Origin of the sequence: Abyssisolibacter fermentans, assembly GCF_001559865.1 — a bacterium.
GTDB classification, from domain to species: domain Bacteria; phylum Bacillota; class Clostridia; order Tissierellales; family MCWD3; genus Abyssisolibacter; species Abyssisolibacter fermentans.
Map to the genome: position 1 here is coordinate 1 of NZ_LOHE01000055.1, position 20,567 is coordinate 20,567.

The 20,567-nt window shown below is 27.3% G+C and carries 20 protein-coding genes and 1 pseudogene; 7 read left to right on the forward strand and 14 right to left on the reverse strand.

What is annotated here, in order from left to right; translation table 11 throughout:
• Positions 1-486: 486 nt before the first annotated feature.
• A complete protein-coding gene (locus AYC61_RS09140) occupies positions 487-1,623 on the reverse strand; it encodes an aldo/keto reductase (protein ID WP_066500357.1) in 1,137 nt (378 codons plus the stop codon).
• Positions 1,624-1,947: 324 nt separating this feature from the next.
• The gene (locus AYC61_RS09145; protein WP_066500360.1) at positions 1,948-3,636 is read right to left on the reverse strand and encodes a sensor domain-containing diguanylate cyclase; all 1,689 of its coding nucleotides are present in this window, start codon (positions 3,634-3,636) and stop codon (positions 1,948-1,950) included.
• Between the two features lie 268 nt (positions 3,637-3,904).
• On the opposite strand from AYC61_RS09145, the gene AYC61_RS09150 reads away from it, so the two are divergent.
• Together AYC61_RS09150 and feoB are read left to right on the forward strand one after the other, a co-directional pair.
• Positions 3,905-4,150: a FeoA family protein gene (locus AYC61_RS09150; protein WP_066500367.1), complete on the forward strand. Its 246-nt coding sequence runs from the start codon at positions 3,905-3,907 to the stop codon at positions 4,148-4,150.
• A gap of 11 nt (positions 4,151-4,161) precedes the next feature.
• Positions 4,162-6,306, forward strand: a pseudogene (gene feoB, locus AYC61_RS21840) (ferrous iron transport protein B).
• Between the two features lie 64 nt (positions 6,307-6,370).
• Here the strand turns inward: feoB and AYC61_RS09165 are convergent.
• On the reverse strand, positions 6,371-6,790 hold the full coding sequence (locus tag AYC61_RS09165) for a metal-dependent transcriptional regulator (RefSeq protein ID WP_066500387.1): 420 nt from the start codon (positions 6,788-6,790) through the stop codon (positions 6,371-6,373).
• Positions 6,791-7,118: 328 nt separating this feature from the next.
• Here AYC61_RS09165 and AYC61_RS09170 point away from each other — a divergent pair, with 328 nt between their 5' ends.
• Together AYC61_RS09170 and AYC61_RS09175 are read left to right on the forward strand one after the other, a co-directional pair.
• Complete coding sequence (locus AYC61_RS09170; RefSeq protein WP_066500393.1) at positions 7,119-7,667, forward strand: manganese efflux pump; 549 nt, start codon at positions 7,119-7,121, stop codon at positions 7,665-7,667.
• 162 nt (positions 7,668-7,829) lie between these two features.
• Positions 7,830-8,045 (forward strand): alpha/beta-type small acid-soluble spore protein, encoded by a 216-nt coding sequence (locus tag AYC61_RS09175; RefSeq protein WP_066500396.1) that lies wholly within the window; start codon positions 7,830-7,832, stop codon positions 8,043-8,045.
• Positions 8,046-8,194: 149 nt separating this feature from the next.
• Here the strand turns inward: AYC61_RS09175 and AYC61_RS09180 are convergent, their stop codons facing one another.
• The 9 genes from AYC61_RS09180 to AYC61_RS09220 form a co-directional block, all read right to left on the reverse strand.
• Positions 8,195-8,701: a ferritin gene (locus tag AYC61_RS09180; protein ID WP_066500399.1), complete on the reverse strand. Its 507-nt coding sequence runs from the start codon at positions 8,699-8,701 to the stop codon at positions 8,195-8,197.
• Positions 8,702-8,944: 243 nt separating this feature from the next.
• Positions 8,945-9,697, reverse strand: coding sequence for a L,D-transpeptidase family protein (locus AYC61_RS09185; protein WP_202906823.1), 753 nt, complete (start codon positions 9,695-9,697; stop codon positions 8,945-8,947).
• 558 nt (positions 9,698-10,255) lie between these two features.
• Positions 10,256-10,756 (reverse strand): hypothetical protein, encoded by a 501-nt coding sequence (locus AYC61_RS09190; protein WP_066500403.1) that lies wholly within the window; start codon positions 10,754-10,756, stop codon positions 10,256-10,258.
• Between the two features lie 12 nt (positions 10,757-10,768).
• The gene (locus AYC61_RS09195; protein ID WP_066500405.1) at positions 10,769-11,359 is read right to left on the reverse strand and encodes a DNA-3-methyladenine glycosylase; all 591 of its coding nucleotides are present in this window, start codon (positions 11,357-11,359) and stop codon (positions 10,769-10,771) included.
• 106 nt (positions 11,360-11,465) lie between these two features.
• Positions 11,466-12,029: a TlpA family protein disulfide reductase gene (locus AYC61_RS09200; protein WP_066500407.1), complete on the reverse strand. Its 564-nt coding sequence runs from the start codon at positions 12,027-12,029 to the stop codon at positions 11,466-11,468.
• A gap of 84 nt (positions 12,030-12,113) precedes the next feature.
• Positions 12,114-13,889 (reverse strand): peptidoglycan D,D-transpeptidase FtsI family protein, encoded by a 1,776-nt coding sequence (locus AYC61_RS09205; protein ID WP_066500409.1) that lies wholly within the window; start codon positions 13,887-13,889, stop codon positions 12,114-12,116.
• Positions 13,890-13,991: 102 nt separating this feature from the next.
• Positions 13,992-14,528, reverse strand: coding sequence for an RNA 2',3'-cyclic phosphodiesterase (gene thpR / locus AYC61_RS09210; RefSeq protein ID WP_066500412.1), 537 nt, complete (start codon positions 14,526-14,528; stop codon positions 13,992-13,994).
• Between the two features lie 97 nt (positions 14,529-14,625).
• Positions 14,626-15,162 carry a hypothetical protein gene (locus tag AYC61_RS09215; RefSeq protein ID WP_066500415.1) on the reverse strand — a complete coding sequence of 179 codons (537 nt, stop codon included), beginning with the start codon at positions 15,160-15,162 and terminating at the stop codon, positions 14,626-14,628.
• Positions 15,163-15,200: 38 nt separating this feature from the next.
• A complete protein-coding gene (locus AYC61_RS09220) occupies positions 15,201-15,752 on the reverse strand; it encodes a hypothetical protein (RefSeq protein ID WP_066500425.1) in 552 nt (183 codons plus the stop codon).
• A gap of 306 nt (positions 15,753-16,058) precedes the next feature.
• Here AYC61_RS09220 and AYC61_RS09225 point away from each other — a divergent pair, with 306 nt between their 5' ends.
• The 3 genes from AYC61_RS09225 to AYC61_RS09235 all read left to right on the forward strand — a co-directional run bounded on the left by AYC61_RS09225 (position 16,059) and on the right by AYC61_RS09235 (position 17,978).
• Positions 16,059-16,754, forward strand: a complete 696-nt coding sequence (locus AYC61_RS09225; RefSeq protein ID WP_066500431.1) for an AzlC family ABC transporter permease — start codon at positions 16,059-16,061, stop codon at positions 16,752-16,754.
• The gene (locus AYC61_RS09230) at positions 16,747-17,067 is read left to right on the forward strand and encodes an AzlD domain-containing protein (protein WP_066500436.1); all 321 of its coding nucleotides are present in this window, start codon (positions 16,747-16,749) and stop codon (positions 17,065-17,067) included. Before AYC61_RS09225 ends, AYC61_RS09230 begins: the two co-directional genes overlap by 8 nt.
• Positions 17,068-17,144: 77 nt before the next feature.
• Entirely contained in the window at positions 17,145-17,978 is an 834-nt protein-coding gene (locus AYC61_RS09235; RefSeq protein WP_066500439.1) for a TrmB family transcriptional regulator, read from the forward strand.
• Between the two features lie 214 nt (positions 17,979-18,192).
• Here AYC61_RS09235 and AYC61_RS09240 read toward each other — a convergent pair whose 3' ends face one another.
• Complete coding sequence (locus AYC61_RS09240) at positions 18,193-19,026, reverse strand: YjjW family glycine radical enzyme activase (RefSeq protein WP_066500445.1); 834 nt, start codon at positions 19,024-19,026, stop codon at positions 18,193-18,195.
• Entirely contained in the window at positions 19,019-20,506 is a 1,488-nt protein-coding gene (locus AYC61_RS09245; RefSeq protein WP_066500448.1) for a YjjI family glycine radical enzyme, read from the reverse strand. The genes AYC61_RS09240 and AYC61_RS09245 overlap by 8 nt, the downstream gene beginning before the upstream one ends.
• Positions 20,507-20,567: the final 61 nt, after the last annotated feature.

Genomic DNA, 20,567 nt, shown 5'->3' on the forward strand with positions numbered 1-20,567 from the left:
ACTCAGAGGAAGAATGAGTCTAGTTTTATATTATAATATTTTTGTAGTAAAAAATATGCATTTTATTTCATATCATCGACTTCCTTATTTTGTATAACTCATACTAATTATTACCATATTTTTATTATTCTTTATAACTTCAATTATAACATAAAATAAAAACCTCTTTGCTTTTTCTTTCTTACAAAAAGGTTTTCTCATATATTTATAATACTTTATTAATACAGTTCTATAAAAGTTTAACCTTCCCATTGCTTCTACTTAGTTTGAAGGAAATTATCGGAGCCTTAAAATTATATACACCTAGCACCTTTATAATAACGTAATGTATTATTTTTCCTCAACTTAATCATTCGCCTCGAGCTTTATAACTAAGAAACCCTAGTAACTTGTTTGTTTTTATTGAATTATAAGAAGCATTTTACTCCCTCATATTACATCTATGCTTCTAGAAATTTGTATTTTATCCTTTCTTTCAAGTTAATGCTAGTTAGACATATAAAACTCATGAAGTTCTTTTAATTTGTCAACTATATTTATGTTTTGTGGACACATGCTCTCACATTTTCTACATTCCACACATGAATTAGCACTACAACCCTTGTCCATTAATTTTCTATACCTTTTTTTTCCTTTATTGTCATCATATAAAAAGATATTATTATAGTCTTCAAATAAAAACGGTATAGGTATATTATTAGGACAAGGCATACAATACTCACATCCTGTACAATTTATTCTAGTTTTATTATCAAATATTCCTTTTACTTTATCTATTATTTCAAGCTCTTTTTTGGTTAATGAGTTTTGTGTTGTCTCATCAGCTGCCTCTATGTTTTCTTTTACATGTTTCAATTCACTCATTCCACTCAACACTAGTGATACCTTTTCATTATTAAAAAGCCACTTTAACGCCCACTGTGCAGGACTTCTTTTTACTGGCATATCGTTCCATAGTTTGTTTATATCTTCATTAGAATTAGAAGCTAGCTTACCGCCCTTTACAGGTTCCATTATTATCACTGGTATATCCTTAGCCGCTGCATAATTTAAACCTTCTATACCAGCTTGATAATTTTGATCCATGTAATTTAATTGTATCTGACAAAAATCCCAATTATAGCTGTCAACTATTTCTTTAAATGCCTCTAACTTATCATGGAAAGAAAACCCCATATATTTTATCTTTCCTGATTCTTTAGCTTTCTTAATAAAATCGAATACTTTTAAATTTTTAATTTTATTCCATCTTGAAATGCCTAATGCATGTAGCAAATAAAAATCAATATAATCTGTTTTTAATCTCTCCAATTGTTCGTCAAGATACATTTCGAAATCTTCGTATTTTTCTACTTTCCATACTGGAAGCTTAGTTGCTAAGTAAATTTTTTGTCTATAACCATCTTTTAGCGCTCTCCCTAAAAACTCTTCACTTTTTCCTTCGTGGTAATTATAAGCTGTATCAATATAATTGATTCCGTTATTAATTGCATAATACAGCATTTCTTTGGATTTTTCTTCATCAATTTCAGAATTATTCTCATTCAATATTGGCATTCTCATACTACCAAAACCTAGTTTAGAAATGTTAAGACCTGTTTTACCAAACTTACTGTACTGCATTAGATCACACCTTTCTAAGTCTTATTTAGTTTATCCCCAGATTATTTATAGAGAAAATATGATTGCTAAAAATCCAAAACTGCTTGTATGTGTAATTGTATTAATCAGGGAATTATAGTACTTATTCCTAATAATTGTATACCAATTTTGTATATTTGTAAATATTTAAACCTAGATTATTAATAGAAATTTAAATAATATCTATAAATAAGCCTCCTTCTTCGAATGAGTAAGCGATTCACATAAAACCATAGATTTTAGTTCTCTGCTTATATCATAGATTTTAGTTTTCTGTTTAAAGGTATAATCATGCAAATACTTTAATTACTTCTTTCTATTTATCATCTTATTCTTATACATCATTTTATCAGCTTTATCAATTGAATCTAATATGTCAATACTTCCATCATATATGTCATAACCCGTACTTATACTCATTCTATAATCAAGCACATTACTAATTTTACTCCAATCGTCAATTTTGTTATTAACTCTTTCTATAAACTTAAATGCCGCCTCTTTTTTGCCGCTATTTAAAACTATTAAGAATTCATCTCCCCCATATCTTATAACGATATCGTCCTTCCTTGCTGAGTTTTTCAATATATTTGCTAATTCAACTAATACTATATCTCCAACGTTGTGACCATAAACATCATTTATATATTTGAAGCTGTTAACATCTAACATTATAAAAACAAACTTATTAGCACAATTGGATACTTCTTTATATATTTTTTTCACGAATTTATTAAAATAATGTCTGTTATACAAATTAGTTAAAGGGTCTTTTATAACCATTTTTTCAAGTTCTGTTTTTGCATCATTCAGTTCTTTAGTTCGTTCATCTACTATAGATTCCATATTTAAATACATTTTCTGTAGTTGACACGCCATTTCTGTTATCTCTATTGACAAAGAACATAACTCATTATTTCTATCTATATCAATATTAACATTAAAATTACCATTACCTATATCATTTACCGCATTCATTATTTTATATATCGGATTAGTAAACATCTTTGAAAAAAAATGTCCAATAATTATTAATGCTACTATTGCTATAAGCAATACAATGATAAATATATTTTTGAACCTATCTAATGGTTTTCTATATATGTCAATATCTATTGTATATAACATCCCTACACGCCTATTTCCTAGAATATGTAATGTTTCTGACTGCCATAAAAACATTTTATTGCCAATATACATAGTACCCTTTGAATCATCCGACATAACTTTCGATGCAATTTTAGGAATATCTGAATAAATATTAGTATTTAGCCCTTTATTATTACTAAAAAAAATTTCTTTCTCTTTAATCGGATGTAGAAGGTAATTTCCATTATGATCAACTAGTATAAGTTCTCCTTTCCCACTTCTAAACATTGTGTTTTCCAATTCTTTTAATACAGATTTTAAATTGACAGTTATGACAACATATCCATTAATTTCTTCATCAATATACACTGGACTAATTATATCTACTACCGGTTTGAAAAATCCTAAAAAATCTTTTTCATTTTCTACATAATTATTAGTAATATATACTTCTTTATCTTTTAATTTTAATAAATCCTGCATATTCATATTACTAAAAGTATATTGTTTATCTGAAATATATGAAATAGTTGTGTCTTTGTAAATATTTATTATTTCTTTACCCTCAGTATCTATAAATTTAATTTTGTCATAATCAATATGTTGTTTTGAAAATGAGTAATAGATTCTTTTCAAATGGTCTAATACTATATCATCTTGCTTAGCATTAAATGCAACTTGATACTCTGTAATGTCAGCTAATAATTGAGTATCCTTTCGAGCCCTTATAAAGAATTTGATTAATTGTTCCCTCGTTTCTTTGAACAAATTATGAATCTTATCTTGTTCATAACTTTCTAGAGTTGCTCTATTGCTTAAATATCCGAAGCTCCCAATTATTAAAAGAGGAATTAGAGATACTATTACAATATAAATAGCCAGTCTTTTTCTTATTCCAATACTCATAAAAACCTCCGTTTTAATATAATCAACAATCAATTTATTTACCATTTAATAAACATCTTTATTACATTATTCTACAATATTTTTTGTTTTTCTCCAAGTAATTACATGATTTTTATTTAAATATTCATAAATATCATTTGTCACAAATTCGATTATGTCTCATATAATGAAATTATAGTATTAAATGTTAATTATAGTCTGGGTTTTCTTCTTTAATAAAGTGCAATTGTTAGCCTAGGCTAACAATTTATTAATAGGAGGTAAAATAATGAAATCAAAAGAAATACCGCTATATAAGCTAGCTATAGGAAAAACTGCTATGGTTAAAAAAATTATATGTGATGGCTATTCCAGAAGAAGATTATTAGATTTAGGTATTACAAAAAATTCGACTATTAAAGCTGAAAGAAAAAGTCCGTCATCAAATCCTATTGCTTACAACATTCGTGGATCTATAATAGCTTTAAGAAATGAAGAGGCTAAGAATATCATAGTCATACCATTAAATCTATAAGGAGGAATCAAATGGGACTAACAAATAAATCAAGTGGTTTATCATTACTAAAGGATAAATTTAATATTGAACTAAAATATGAAAACCAACCTGTAATAGCTTTAGCTGGCAATCCAAATACTGGCAAAAGCACTCTCTTTAATTATCTTACGGGACTTAACCAACACACTGGTAACTGGCCTGGTAAAACTGTTAACAATGCTCAAGGATATTTTAAGTATAAAGAAACTGGATATTTACTAGTAGATCTCCCCGGAACTTACTCGTTACTTGCTAATTCAGTTGAAGAAGAAATTGCTCGAGATTTTATTTGCTTTGGCAATCCATCATTAACTATAGTGATAGCTGATTCCACATGTCTAGAGAGAAATTTAAATCTTATTTTACAAATTACAGAACTAACTGACAATGTAATAGCTTGTTTAAATTTATCTGATGAAGCTAATCGTAAGGGGATACACATTGATACTAATAAGCTTGAAGAATATTTAGGAATACCAGTAGTAAAAACAGTTGCTAGTAATGGTAAAGGAGTTGATCATCTCCTTAATATTATTGATAAAATGATAAATAAAAAAATTAAGACTACTCCCTATAGATTAAAATATAATGATAAAATTGAGGCTTTGGTTAATAAAATAAATGAACCTCTGAAGTTAACATTTGGCAATAAATATAATACTAGATGGTTAGCTTTAAGGCTTATAGATGGTGATAAATCTATACTTCGCTCTATAGAAGAAATTATTTCTTCTAATTATTAGAAAGGAGGTAATGAATTGTATAAACAAAACTCAATTTTAAATAATATACAAACAGTTCTAACAAATAATAATAATATCTCCCATGGAGATGAAATTGTAGCAACCATATATAATAAAGCTGAAGATATAGCTAAAAATACCGTAACCGTGAATGATAAAAGAAGAATTAAATGGGAGCAAAAGGTTGACGATATACTTACTTCTAAAATATTTGGTTACCCTATTATGTTACTCATGTTAGGTATAATTTTTTGGATTACTATTAAAGGGGCTAATGTACCATCTGCAATGCTAGCTGATTTTTTCTTTAGTATAGAACCAAAAATCACCTCCCTATTTTCATTAATTAATGCTCCATCATGGCTTCATGGAATACTAGTATTGGGAGCATACAGAACTTTAGCATGGGTTATATCAGTAATGTTACCACCAATGGCTATATTTTTTCCGCTATTTACGCTATTAGAAGACCTTGGTTATTTACCAAGAGTTGCTTTCAACTTAGATAATGCATTTCGAAAAGCTGGTACACATGGAAAGCAAGCTTTAACTATGAGTATGGGCTTTGGTTGCAATGCAGCAGGAGTTATTGCTTGTCGTATTATTAATTCACCTAGAGAAAGATTGATTGCTACTATAACTAATAACTTTGTTCCTTGCAATGGCAGATTCCCAACATTAATTACAATATCCATGATTTTTTTAGGTATGTACTCATCAAAATATAGTTCTACATTAGCAGCTCTCTGTTTAGTAGCAATGATTTTATTCGGTATAATAATTACACTGTTAATATCCAAATTTTTATCTATAACATTTTTAAAAGGTGTTCCTTCATCTTTTACATTAGAACTTCCTCCATATAGAAAACCTCAAATTGGTAAAATAATAGTAAGATCTATATTTGATAGAACTCTATTTGTATTAGGACGTGCAATTATAATAGCTGCTCCAGCAGGTGCTATTACTTGGATGGTTGCAAATATTACTATCGGAGGAATAAGTATACTTAATCATGTCGCTGCATTTTTGAATCCTTTTGCATTATTGTTGGGTCTTGATGGTTTTATTTTGATGGCTTTTATATTAGGTATGCCAGCTAATGAGATAGTACTGCCGATACTTATAATGTCATATATGTCACAGGGTGCTATGCTTGAACTTGAAAGCTTAGAGACACTTCAAAATCTATTGTTATCAAATGGATGGACATTTATTACAGGTTTAAACTTTATGCTATTTTCTTTGCTTCATTTTCCATGTGGAACAACTTTATTAACAATAAACAAAGAAACAGGAAGTAAAAAATGGACATTTTTCACTTTTGCGTTGACAACTTTAGTTGCCATTTTTGTAACATTTATTGTTAATGCTATATATAATATTTTTTAATAAGATGTTCTTTATATAAACTATAAAATATACTTTTTCAAGGGGTGTTTCACCTCTTTTTGTTTTAATCAAATCTGCTTTTAAATTCATATTGTTTAAAATAATTATAAATTTCGGGATACGCATGAAAAAATAATAATAATTTTTCTATACATTTAATCGTATCTATCGTTAAATAATGCTCCATTGCTTCAGCTTCTTTGTTTTCATCACTATTTGATCCTATAGTCACAATAAATTTGCGCAAAAGTTTATTTCTCTCAAATAAGAACTTCCCTTCTTTATTACCTTTATCCAATAATTTAATTTTTTCATAAGGAACATATAATATGTATTTACCCTCATGAAGTTTTTTTAATCCTTTAACTACTGAAGGATTTGAGACATTTAAGCATTTAGCAATGTCTTTAATTCTAATTTCTTTTTTCGTAAAAGACAACCTATATACTTCTTCTAAATAATCTTCAAGACTAGGTGATAGCATTTCTATACTCCTTTCTAAATAAATTTATATATAATCCCAAATTATTAATAGAAAATCATGATCAATGAACTCAAATCTTAATATGGTAAATTGCTTATTTCAATAAAGTAACTGAATAAAAGATTCATTAATAAAGTACTTCTATTTGTAAGAATCCATTAAATTCGATCTGCTTTGATTCACTAAAATATTCTTATTCAGAACCATACAACATTTTATACAAAATTATATGAATAATCAGAGATAATTATATATGTTAAAATATCATATAATATTATATAATACTGTTTGTATAGTCTATTATATCTAAAAAGGGAGGCATAATATTTTGACAAATTTAGAACTTCTATCAATTTCTATAGCTCTTGCTCTTGATGCTTCTGGAGTATCATTTTCTATAGGATTTGATAAAAAAATAAATAGAACTAATGCAAAATGGTATATTTTTAGTTTTGCTTTTTTCCAATTTTTATTTTCTTTTATTGGAGGTTTTTGCGGATCTGTTATTAATAAATTCTTTTTCAGAATACCAAATTATACTGGAGGAATAATACTTATTATTCTTGGAATTTTCATGATTTTAGGACTTTTTTCTAAAAACGAAAATATAAATGTAATGAAATGGTATATGATTATCGTTCTTGGAATATCGGTAAGTATTGATGCGTTATTAGTTGGTTTTTCTGTTTTTTATTCACTATCAATTACTTATTTATTTATTTACAGCAGCTTAATAGGATTAGTTACAGCCATCTTATCTGCTATATCATTCAATATATCACGATATATGAAAAGTTTTCCTTTAATTCAAAGCAAAAGTGACTTAATCAGTGGAAGCATATTAATTATTATTGGAGCTAAAATGATTATTTTCTAAAAAATTTCAAAGCTACATAATTTGTTTAAAAATTTTATATAATGTTTTTGTTACTAGCTAAACCAAGTATAAGATAATATTACTTGGTTTATCTTTTTGCATATATCACATAATAATACCGTAACACAAACAAAAAAAAATATTTGGAAAGGAGAATGAATCATGGCATATGGTAATTCAGGTAGAAATGGTATAGTTGTTCCAGAAGCTCGTCAAGCATTAAATCAAATGAAAACTGAGATAGCAACTGAGCTTGGCTTAACAAACTATGAAGCAATGGATAAAGGAAATTTAACTGCAAGAGAAAATGGTTATGTAGGTGGATACATGACTAAAAGATTAGTTGAGCAAGCACAAAGAAATTTAAGTGGTAAATAATCTCAACTACAATTCTATAGAAATTAATTTTCTATAGATTACAAAAACAAAGATAGGTGTTAAGCACCTATCTTTGTTTTTGCTTAACAAATTTATTTTCATAATAGTTATTTACATTATGTTATAAAACAAAAACTTAAGTAAATTTTTTATTCTGTAGGCGGTGTAAAAGTTCTTTGACTCATTTCAGAATCCAACATAAATATACCGTGACTATTATCTTTAAGTCTTTGAAGTTTTTTGATTATACCTGTCATGGTAGCTTCCTCTTCAACTTGCTCGTCTATAAACCACCTTAGCACACTTCCTGTTGCATATTCTTTTTCTTCATTAGCTATATCCATTAAATTATATATTCTCTTTGTAACAGATTTTTCGTGCTTTAAAGCTGTCTCAAAAACATCTAGTAATGATTCAAAATCATTTATGGGTCCTGTAAGAGCTCTTAAAGTAACTCTACCTCCCATTTCATTAACAAAGTTATAAAATTTCATTGCATGAAATCGCTCTTCTTCTGCTTGAACTATAAAGAAATTTGCAAATCCATCTAAATCTTGATCTGCACAATATGCTGCCATAGCTAAGTAGATATGTGCAGATTCAAATTCATAATTAATTTGTTCATTTAATGCATTAAATAATTTTTCCGAAATCATATTAAATATTCTCCCTTCTCTTTTCAAACTTGGTTATAATTTATATTTACCCATTTTCCATTTCTTTAAACTTCCTTTTTTAATAAATTTAGTAATTGTTTATTGTTCCAGCCTGAAAATTTAATGAACTCGTTTAGCTTATGCTAAGGACATCTTCTACACCTGATTAGAAGCATACTTACAAAAGTGGAAATCTTTACGCTAATAATCTGTTTAAAACAGTTAACTAACTAATATTTATTATTAGTCCATTATTTCAATTTCAAGCATTTTATATATGCTATGAACTATCCAATCAGATTCTTTCAAATTATTGTCTTTTAAAAATTTATGTAATGCTCTTTTTAAACCATCCCCATATACTCCATCTAATAAACCATTATAATAACCTTTGAGTTTCAGTCTTTTTTGTACTTCTAGTACATCTGAACCTTTATCACCCGGTTTAATTATTCGAAATCCATTACCAAAAGGTCCATATTGCCCTTTAAATAGAATAACGGGAGTATTATATACAACTATATCATACAACTCTTCTATATCATTATTTTTCATCCTCACACATCCATGAGAAGAGCTGTATCCTATTGAATATGGTTTATCCGTTCCATGTATTCCATATTGTCCCCAAGGTACATTTAATTTCATCCATCTAGTACCAAATCCAGCTCCCCATTTGCATTTTTGAATTATTTTAAATGTTCCAAGTGGAGTTGGTGTATTATATTTACCTGTAGCTACTGTATATTTTTTTATTAAAATATTATTATTTATATCCATTAGATACAAAATATTATAATCAACATCAACTAAAATACCTAAATCTTTTTGATTGATTCTTTTTTTTTCTATTTCATCTAGTACAATTTCTAAAAATTCATTACTATTAGTAGATGTTTTAGTTAAAGAGATATGCAATATTTTATTACCAATTATTATAACTGTTAAACTAAATATAAAACATAATAAAATTAAGCTTCTTCTTATACAAAACACCTCCTCCTTAGTATTAGTATTAAAAAAAACCCTAAAATAAAACTTGTCATTAAAATTAGTTTTATTTAGAGTTTATTTTTAAAAATTAATTTAATTCAACAAAAAGAACCAATTACTTAGTATGAGTTAAATATTCCTGTAAAACAATATGTAATTCATTTAATAATACACATCTAATATACACAATGATAGAAATGGTATATTATTACCCAGATTATTCATAGAAAATTAAATACTTCTTTTAAACGAAGCTCATTCTTCGAATGAGTAAGCGATTCACATAAAATCATAGATTTTAGTTCTCTGTCTATGTTTATAACAAGGCGCAAGATGCCCCTCACCTCTATAGTAGCGGGTATTGATTATATTTAACAGGCAGTGCACAATCTTGCGCCTTGTTGTAACGGTGTGTTGCAATTACTACGTAATTGCTTTCGTTGTTATAAAACATCCATTAAATTCTTGACATACCAACTCGGTATGCCTTCGAATTCACTGAAATCTTCTAATTCAGAAACTTACAGCATATTATCGGGAGTTATATGAATAATCAGGGTACTATTTAGTAGTATTTTTAATTATTATACCTATTCCAATTACTATTAAACTTATAGGTAATAAATAGTCAAAAATAATGTTCATAATATTAATAGATAAATATCTATTAGAAAACATTAATAATGCCATAAAATAAAAAGGAATGCTGACAATGGCTGGCCAAAATCGATGCCTGAAATTCAAATTACTAAACGAAATAGTATGAATAAGGCATACTAATAGAAATGCAGTACCAAAAAGTAAATAGAATAAAATGTCATGATATTCATATTCTACAAAGTGCATATCAGATAATTGAACAGCTAATAATATAAATGCAGGTATAAGAAATCCTTGATTACCATATCTATTTCTAGCTCCATTAATAATGTATAGTACTAATAATCCAAATGAAATTAAAATAAGTACATAATCTTCGATATTAAACATATTAAGCTTATTGAGTATTCCAAGAACACCTAAACAGATTAAAAAAATTCCTAAAAACCCTTTATTTTTCATATAATCCCTCCTTTATTTTTTAGATATGAATTTATTATCCTTTATATAAAACCGCCAAAGTTTATCTTTATATTCTTGTGCATAATCAATATTTATTCGTTTTGTTTCTACTATATTACATTCTTTATTAGAACTTAATATAAATAATTCGCCGCCTTTTATTAAGTCATATCCATTAAATGTTTTATCGATTTTTAATGCATTACATAGTTTACCCGGTCCATTTGTAAGTAAATAATTTTTATTTGTTTTTATTTTCCTATTTTCTCTTATTATATCAATATTATCTAAGGGTTCAACTGCCCTTATAAGAACAGCCTCTGGTTTACCTTCCTTATTTGCAACAATATTTAAACAATAATACATTCCATAAATCATGTATATATACACAATACCCCCATTTTTAAACATTACCTGTGTTCTATTGGTTCTTTTATTATTATAAGCATGGCAAGCTTTATCTTCTGGACCACAGTATGCTTCAGTTTCTACAATTCTACATTTTATATATGAATTCTCTATCTTTCTTACTAAAGTTTTACCTATTAATTGTCTAGCTAAAGTAACAGCATTTTGCTGATAAAAATCAACTCCTAATCTCACTTTATCACTCCCAAAAAATAATATACCCCTTGTTACATTGTTCACTTTATAACAACTAGGACATATTATTTGCAAAAAGCTTTTCAAATTAAATTTTTCATAATACTTAATAACCTTCAGAAATATCATCTATCAAATTTTTGTAAGCTTCGTATGTACCACTGCCTATTTTAAATTCTTTTAAAATTTTGCCATTTGAATCTACAAAAATAGTAACTGGAACATATTGATAATTTACAAGTACATCATCATAAATAACTTTATCAGGTAAAATATTTGTATATTTAACACCTGTTTTTTGTACAACATCTAATGCAGGTTCTGTATCTTGTCCTAAACCAATATCTCCAACTATACCAATCAAATTTATATCTTTATCTTTAGAATACTCGTATAATTTTTGTAAATCAGGCATCTCATTAATACATGGTCCACAGTATGTTCCCCATATATTAATCATAGTTACTTTATAATTTTTAAAAATATCATTTGTTACATCATTACCTTCTAAATTCTTAGTATTAAAAGACGCTATGACTTTCCCTGCAATTGGGTTCTCTTCTTCACTAACACTATTATCATTGACATTATTATTATCTTGACTAGATGAACATGCTGATAAAACAGCTATACTTGTGATAATAAATAAAACTAATAAAATTTTCTTCATAGAATCACCTCTCATTTCATTTTAGTTTTATTTATATCCATAATATTAGATTCTAAACAAGAAAATAAGTTTTGATGATACTTTTTATTTATTTAAATAATTTAGTACTTTCTCAATTACTTGACCAGCTATTGGTGCCGCTAATGTTCCTCCATGATTTTCTTCTATTCCCGGCTCATCAATCATAACTAAAATTGCAATTTGAGGATTATCAATAGGAGCAGCCCCAGCAAAAGAAGCAATATAATAACCATCCTTGTATTTTCCATCTACTATTTTCTGTGCAGTACCTGTCTTCCCACCTATATTATATCCTCTAATATATGCTTTTTTCCCTGTTCCTTCTTCAACTGCTGCTTGTAAAAATGTTCTCATTTTTTTAGATGTATCTTTTGATATAACTTTTTTTACTACTTCAGGCGAAAACGAATATATAGTTTCACCTTGTCTATTTTCAACTCTTTCAATAACTCCCGGCTTCATAAGATTACCTCCATTAACAACTGCACAAACAGCATTTAACATTTGTATAGGGGTAACACAAATACCTTGTCCAAAAGACATTGTAGCTAATTCTACATCATTTATACCTTTCACATTTTGAATCAAACCATATTCTTCTCCAGGTAAATCTATATTTGTTTTTTTGCCAAAACCAAAAGCAGAAATATATTTACAAAACTTTTCTTTTTTAAGTCTTAATGCAAGCTCACATGAAACCTCATTACAAGAATTTTCAAAACCTTCCATTAACGTTTGTTCTCCATGTGGATTTCTATATCTCCAACATTTTATATTTCCTTTAACTTGCTTAACATAACCATCACATAAGAATTTTTCACCACTTTTTACAACATTCTCTTCAATAGCAGTTGCCCAAGTTATGATTTTAAATGTTGACCCAGGTTCATGTATACCAGATATAGAATAATTCTTCCACATTTGATAAAGAATATTTTGCTTTTTACTCCATTCCATATCATTTATCTCTTTCAACTTAGTTTCATCTAAATTCTGCCATGGATTATTAATATCGTAATAGATTTTTTGTCTATTGTTAGGATTAAAATCAGGTTTGTTAGCCATTGCTAAAATCTTACCATTGTTTGGATCCATAATTAAAATACATGTTCTTTTAGCTTTAGTTTCAACCAAGGCTTTTTGTGCTGCACTATCAGCAATATGTTGAATACGTTCATCAATTGTTAATACAATATCTTCACCTTCTACAGAGTCATATATTTTCTTATTACCATATGGTAATTCATTACCTCTATTGTCAACTATTTTGATGCTTCTACCTGGTATACCAGCTAAATATTCTTCACAAGATCTTTCAATACCATATTCACCAAAATTATCTCTATTAGTATTTCCTATAAGTTGAGCCGCAAAATTATCTCTTGGATAATACCTTTTATATTCTTCATCAATAATTATTCCATCAAGCTTTTTACTTCTAAGTAAATCAGCTTGTTCTTTTTCTACCCATCTTTTTATCTCCACCCAATTTTTATCACTTAAAAGCATCTTTAAAACTTCATCTTTATCCATTTCTAGTATTTCCGATATAATTTCAGCATGACTTTCTTTCTCCTCAGCTTTTACATCAACCATCCTGCATCTTATAGTATATAGTTTAAGACTAGTAGCAAGTATTTTTTTGTTCCTATCATAAATACGTCCTCTTTTTGGTGCTATTTTTACATCTTTAGTTTGCTGAGTAGCTGCCATTATTTTCAGTTCATCACCTTTTATTAACTGTAAATAACCAAGTCTCCCTATCATTATTAATGTAATTAACAATAAACCTATAGACATAATATATATTCTAAATTTTATACCTTTAATTCCCTTCATTAAATCTCTCCCCTTAGAAGTGTTTCTGCCATTCTTACTCTGAATATTATTCATTTCTAGAATATATTTCAAAATACCTTTATTCTAATAAGCTGTTTTATATTATTCAAGTATGTTTATATATAAAGGTTCATAAATTAACAACCCATTTTCCCTTTTGCTTTCCATTAGAGCTATAGAATTAACATCTATGACTTTATTTTCAATTTTCACATCTTCATAATCAAAATTACTATCAAAAACAACATTTCTACCAAATGTTATATGAGGTATATATGGTCTATTTTCTTTTGCATAACCAAGTGTAGATAGCTCATCTTCTAAATCTCCAACTAGTTTTTGAAGTTTTTTATAGTTCTTTACACCTATCCATGGAATATTCTTAACACCTCTTTTAAATACACCTACATTACTTAGATTCATTGTAAAATTTTCATTTTTTGATACGACAATATCTAATACATGTTTTAAATCTTCAAACTGTTTATAGTTAACATCACCTATAAATTTCATAGTAAGATGCAAATTATTCCTTCTAGTAAAATTTCCTGACATACTATTCTCACGAACAATATTAAGCTTTTCATAAATATAATCTTTAATATCTTCTGTAAAAGTAATAGCATAAAAAACTCTCATTATTATTTCTCCTTTATCTAAAAAATATTATTCTATAAAATTTCTAGCGTAAATACAATCTAGGTAATTCTAAAGATGTCTCACACACAAAATGGAATCATCGTTTATTTAATGATAAAAATACTTTTTCAATATAATCAAGGTCTAGTTTTGAATTTATTATTCTATATCTTTGAATCCCATCGCATACATCTTCATACGTAATTATTTTTTTCTTTTCATCTATCTTTTTAACAAGAACAGATTGACTTATCATTAAATATTCTTCATTTAAAACATATATCACTAAATCATTATATGTTTTGCTTTGTTTAAAACTTATTGTATATAGTTTATTTATAAACGACCCCTTAGGAATATCAGAATGTTGAATTTCCACAATTTCAAGATTCTTAAAATAATCCAATAATTTATTTGCTATACTAATATTATTCCTATTATCTCTAATATCATATCTATAATTTTCTAGATCTTTACAAATAATCAATTCATCAAAAGTTGCTTCTTTATATTTATCTAAAACAATATCACTAAAACATCCTTTTGCTTTATTCAGATCAAAATCAAAATGCTTGTAAATGAAAAAAATACAGATTATTATACATAAAATTCTCCAAATTGTCTTGTTTTTCAAGATATCACCCTCTCAATCTTAAATACAATATTTTATAACTATTCAGATTCATCCATTGAATAAAATACTTTATCTAAGTAATCAAAATCAAGCTTTGAATTAGTACTTTCGTAATAACCCATAAATACCTCATTATCATTTGTTATTCTTTTTTTCTCATCATCAATTTTTTTTACATAATTATATATACCAAAATATACTGTTTTTTCATCAATAATAAATATATCCAAATTCGAGTATGTTTTTTCTTGAGTAAAAACCATATAATATTTATAATTATCATAAGGGTATGACCATTTGTAATCTTTCTCTAATTTCTGGAATTCAAATGTATTTATATAATCTAGTAGCTCACTCACTAAGTCTGTATTATTATAAACCTTCTTACGCTCTTCTTCATCATCTGTTCCTTTTCGACGAAACTTTAAATCAACAAACTTTTTATCTTGGTCATAATTACTCATAATAACATCATTAAAATTCCCTTTTTCTTTTGCTTCAATATCTATATATTTACTACGATTATATTCATCTCTATCTAAGTCAATATCTGTATTCAAGCCTAATAAATTATATATAATTATCATCATAAACAACAACCTTTTTAAGATTATCAATTAAACACCTACTCTTTATTTTTATTAAACCTAAAGATATTCTTTGATTATATAAATTCAATTTTATATAAAGCACGTTTTTTGACATACACTATTTTAATATTCTCCATAAAAAACTATAACCCTTCATTTGTGTTATTTATGTCAATAATATTTATATCAAAATATTAAAATTTTATTGACAATTATAATAGTAACTACTATAATAACTACTATTAGTTGTTATTATAGTAGTTACTATTTATTTTATAGCATTAATTATGCAAGGGAGGTTGCAATATGAAATGTAGCTTTAAAGATGGAGTCATTGATAGTATCCCAATAGTTATTGGTTTTGTTCCTATAGCAATGACATTTGGAATTTTAGCAAAAAATGCAGATATTACAATGTTTCATTGTATTTTATTTTCTGTACTTGTATTCGCAGGTGCAAGTCAATTTATAGCATTGAATTTAATACTTTTAGGTGCTGGAATAGGTGAAATTGTTCTAACAACATTTTTGGTAAATTTTAGACATTTTTTAATGAGTGCATCACTTACAACAAAGATAACAAAAGATATGAAAAAATGGAGCCCTTTCATTGCATTTGGTATAACAGACGAGGTTTTTTCTGTTGCATCATTTAAGAAAGGGACACTAACAAAGCAATATATAATATCCCTTGAATTATTAGCTTACTCTGCTTGGGTTAGTGGAACAGTACTAGGGTATTTAGTTGGAGGAATACTCCCTAAAATTATTAAAGCTAGTATGGGAATAGCATTATATGCAATGTTTGTTGCAATTTTGATTCCAGAAGCAAAAAAGTCAATTAAACCTATAATATTAGCAGGTTTATCAGGTATTATAAATTCTATATGTATATATTTCCTAACTTTACCTCAAGGTTGGAGTATCGTCATCTCCATTGTATTAACATCATTTATAGGATTATTTTTATTTAAAGAAGAGGAGGAAGCAGTATATGAATAATCAGATATTATTAATTTTAGGTATGATGCTTGTAACTTATATACCAAGATTACTTCCTTTTATCATGGCTTCTGAAAAAAAATTGCCTGTGAAATTGAATAAATTTTTGCAATTTATTCCGTACACAGCTTTAGGTGCATTGATTATTCCAGAGGTATTTTCTGCTATCCCAGAAATGCCTCTAGCTTCATTATTAGGAATAGGATTCTCTTTTGTTTATGGATGGTATAAAGGTGGAATAATAATACCAGTATTAGGTTCAATACTAGTATCTTTTCTAACGCTTTTAATGTATAATAGCTTTGTTTTTTAATTCATAACCCTATGCAAAATGTTATAAATATGTTATTAATTAATAGAGAGTTAATTAATAATCAGAGGTGAAATCATATGAGTAATAAGTTGTTGATTATTGAAGATATGAAAAAATTAGGATTAACTGAATACGAAGTAAAAGCATACTTAACACTACTAGAAAAATATCCTGTTAATGGTTATGTTTTAAGCAAAAATTCAGCTATTCCAAGATCAAGGATCTATGAAGTTTTAGATAGCCTTAAAAAAAAGCAAATAGTATTTGAACAAAGTGATAATAACACTACTATTTATCACCCACTAGAACCAACTTTGTTAATAGATAAACTAAAAAACAACTTTGAAGATATTTTAAGTCATGTTAATGATTATACTAAAAAAATCTATTTAAAACCAAAAAACAACAATGAACTAATAGTTATTAAAGGAAGAGATAACATTATAGAATTTATTAATACATTAATTTGTGAGGCAAAAAAAAGAATTGCAGTTTCAATATGGGAGGAAGAAATAAATGATATTTCTAAAGCATTGAATGATGCAGTAAATAGAGGTGTTATTTTAAGAGGGATATTTTTTGGTAAGAATAACCCATACAAAGATATAGTTACTCATAGGAGAATTGAAAGGTATTTGTCTGAAAAAAATGAAAGATATATGTCAATAATTATTGATGGAATTCATGTTGTCTCAGGTATCATATCGCGGGGCAATGAAAGTCAAGTAACATGGACAAAAGATATTGGTTTTGTCGAAATGAGTGAAGATTATATTGCTCATGATTTAATGGTAAACCTTTATTCTCAAAATTTAGAAGAAGATGAAAGAGAAAAATTCGAAAATTATATGGATAATATTAGAAGAAATTATTTTGGATTTACTAAACAAGAATTTGAAAATTTCAAATAAGTAGATGTCATTATACGTAAGTAAACTTTAAATAAATTTTTATTTATAATTAAAAAAGCCTATGTCTGTGAGCTACTCAAATTGAGTCATTCTTAAACCGTAGGCTTATTTTAATAATTATACATTTATAAAATTTGTTATATAACTCTATTTAAAAATCTTAAATGACTAGAAGCTATATAAATTCAATGAACTAATCAATACTTAAAATGAACTATGTTATTATCACATCTTTACACCCATTATTTTCAGCCAGTTTTCTCAATTCATTCATAATTTTCATAGATGGTGTATAGCTATTTAACTTATCTTCTCTTACACCCATCTGTCTAAACTTTATTAGTTTATATTTACTACCATCATATTTTCCAATAATCTTACTAACTTCATCTACTGTATGTCTATTACCTAAAACATTAGGTACTATTACTGTTCTCACCTCATAAAGCTTGTTTGATTTGATTAAAAAGTCTAGGTTTTTTAGTACATTGTCGTTATCCGTTCCTGTTAACATGATATGTTCATCTCTATCATATGCTTTAACATCAAGCATCGCACTATCTATAACACCTATGAGGTCTTTTTTATTCCATAAAGGTACAGAACCATTTGTATCTATAAAAAAAGTCAACCCTAAATCTCTAATTTTTTTCCCTAATTCCATTAAAAAATCTATATACAAAGTACATTCTCCACCAGATACAGTTACTCCAGATATAAATGCTTGTACTTTTTTTATTTCTTTTAATATATCATCAACCGATAGATATCTAACTCTGGGATCGCTATTATTTTGACAAGCTCTAATACATTCTCCACACTGAATACAATTGACTTCATAGAATTTTATTTTATAATTTTCTATAGACAATGCGTTATTTTTACAAACATTCACACAACATCCACAATTAATACATTTATTTATTGTTTCAGGGTTATGACAATACAAGCAATCAAAACTACATCCCTGTAAAAACAACGCTAATCTATTCCCAGGTCCATCAACACTACTAAAAGGTATTATTTTGTTTACAGGTGCTTTAATCATTTTTTCTAATCTTCCTATCTAAAACTTTTAAATTTTCCACAGCTCCTTTACCTAGTACTACTGTATCTCTTAATACCTGCTCACCATGAGTAAGCTTTTCTATCTCAGATCTTTTTACTAAATATCCTGTTATTCTAACCACGTCAGAATCTGAACTGTATAATGAAAAATATCTCATACCTTTTGCAAAAGCTCCTCTTATTATGTCCAAAACATATTTAGGATTATTTTTAGCTGTACTTTCAAATGCATAAACATTACCTATTCCTGACGGAAAATATTTATGAAATGGTGCTTCTACGCAAATATGTTCAAAAAGTGCAGGTTCTTCTCCTATAGGGACTCTACATCCAGGTGAAATACCATGATCACTATCTATTCCAACTTGAGCATGTAATAAAAATTTACCATCTTTACAATACTTATTATGATGAGCACTTACCTTTTGCTCTAAGTTTTCTATAATTTTTAATCCAAGCTCTGATGCTTCTTGGCTATATCCAAATCTATCTTTTTTATCTTTTGCATCAAGTAGTGTATTTACACATTCAGCTAATCCAAACATTCCAAACATAGCTGTATACTTATCTTGATCTATTAACCCTTCTCTTACTAAAAAGCTTGATTGAAAATATCCACTTTCTTCAATCAGATATCTAATTCTTTCATCCATAAATCTACACATACAATCTACTACTTCTGGTAAATAAATATTGAAAAATTTATCTTTGTTTTTAGCTTTTTGTGCTATTGCTGCTAAATTTAATCTTACTAGTGTATAACTTCCTCCACCTATTAATAATCCATTGTAACAACTTGCTATACCATATTGCTGACCTAATTCACTAACAAACATTTCATGATTAGCAAAGCTGGGTTTTGCAGTAATTAAGCTTGTTTTAATACCATCAATTATAAAATCTTCGTTAGTGTCTTTACTAACCTTCATAGAAATATTCGGTATGGAATCTTGAAGCTCTCTTTCTGCTTTTAATATTAATCTTCCTGCCATTAAATCTCTAGGTCCAATATTGGCATGACAAAAAGAATCTGTTAAAGTTCTATCTATATGTTTTAAAAACATTTTTATTGCTTCATAAGCTTCTTTTTCATCATCTATATAAGGATTCAACAGCTCGTCAATATTACCAATATAAACAGGAAAAGAAGTGATAGATGGCACATGCTTATAAAGTATCAATAGATTATTAACTGCTTCCCATATTGTTTTTGGTTTATCTAGCTTTAAAAATTCAGAGCCTTTCTCCATAAATTTCTGATAATCAGGAAGTATATACCTTGGTCTATAAGGTGCATTACCTTCAAATAAACTGCAAATTATGCCTTCATTTATATATTCTGTAGTTTTATTATCAATATTTAATACTTGTAAGGTATTCTCTGCTTCTTTGGCTAAAGCTAATACTTTCTGTTCATATGTCAGTATATTATCTTTGATAGTCTTTTCTATATTATTCATGTAATCCTGTTCCCCCTTACTATTGTCTTCAAATATATTTTATAACCCAATACATTATATA

What these genes read in the sequence shown, in the direction of transcription:
- AYC61_RS09140 (WP_066500357.1), bottom strand. Translation starts at nt 1,623, where the DNA reads ATGCAGTACAGTAAGTTTGGTAAAACAGGTCTTAACATTTCTAAACTA.
- AYC61_RS09145 (WP_066500360.1), bottom strand. Translation starts at nt 3,636, where the DNA reads ATGAGTATTGGAATAAGAAAAAGACTGGCTATTTATATTGTAATAGTA.
- AYC61_RS09150 (WP_066500367.1), top strand. Translation starts at nt 3,905, where the DNA reads ATGAAATCAAAAGAAATACCGCTATATAAGCTAGCTATAGGAAAAACT.
- AYC61_RS09165 (WP_066500387.1), bottom strand. Translation starts at nt 6,790, where the DNA reads ATGCTATCACCTAGTCTTGAAGATTATTTAGAAGAAGTATATAGGTTG.
- AYC61_RS09175 (WP_066500396.1), top strand. Translation starts at nt 7,830, where the DNA reads ATGGCATATGGTAATTCAGGTAGAAATGGTATAGTTGTTCCAGAAGCT.
- AYC61_RS09180 (WP_066500399.1), bottom strand. Translation starts at nt 8,701, where the DNA reads ATGATTTCGGAAAAATTATTTAATGCATTAAATGAACAAATTAATTAT.
- AYC61_RS09190 (WP_066500403.1), bottom strand. Translation starts at nt 10,756, where the DNA reads ATGAAAAATAAAGGGTTTTTAGGAATTTTTTTAATCTGTTTAGGTGTT.
- AYC61_RS09200 (WP_066500407.1), bottom strand. Translation starts at nt 12,029, where the DNA reads ATGAAGAAAATTTTATTAGTTTTATTTATTATCACAAGTATAGCTGTT.
- AYC61_RS09205 (WP_066500409.1), bottom strand. Translation starts at nt 13,889, where the DNA reads ATGAAGGGAATTAAAGGTATAAAATTTAGAATATATATTATGTCTATA.
- thpR (WP_066500412.1), bottom strand. Translation starts at nt 14,528, where the DNA reads ATGAGAGTTTTTTATGCTATTACTTTTACAGAAGATATTAAAGATTAT.
- AYC61_RS09220 (WP_066500425.1), bottom strand. Translation starts at nt 15,752, where the DNA reads ATGATGATAATTATATATAATTTATTAGGCTTGAATACAGATATTGAC.
- AYC61_RS09225 (WP_066500431.1), top strand. Translation starts at nt 16,059, where the DNA reads ATGAAATGTAGCTTTAAAGATGGAGTCATTGATAGTATCCCAATAGTT.
- AYC61_RS09230 (WP_066500436.1), top strand. Translation starts at nt 16,747, where the DNA reads ATGAATAATCAGATATTATTAATTTTAGGTATGATGCTTGTAACTTAT.
- AYC61_RS09235 (WP_066500439.1), top strand. Translation starts at nt 17,145, where the DNA reads ATGAGTAATAAGTTGTTGATTATTGAAGATATGAAAAAATTAGGATTA.
- AYC61_RS09240 (WP_066500445.1), bottom strand. Translation starts at nt 19,026, where the DNA reads ATGATTAAAGCACCTGTAAACAAAATAATACCTTTTAGTAGTGTTGAT.
- AYC61_RS09245 (WP_066500448.1), bottom strand. Translation starts at nt 20,506, where the DNA reads ATGAATAATATAGAAAAGACTATCAAAGATAATATACTGACATATGAA.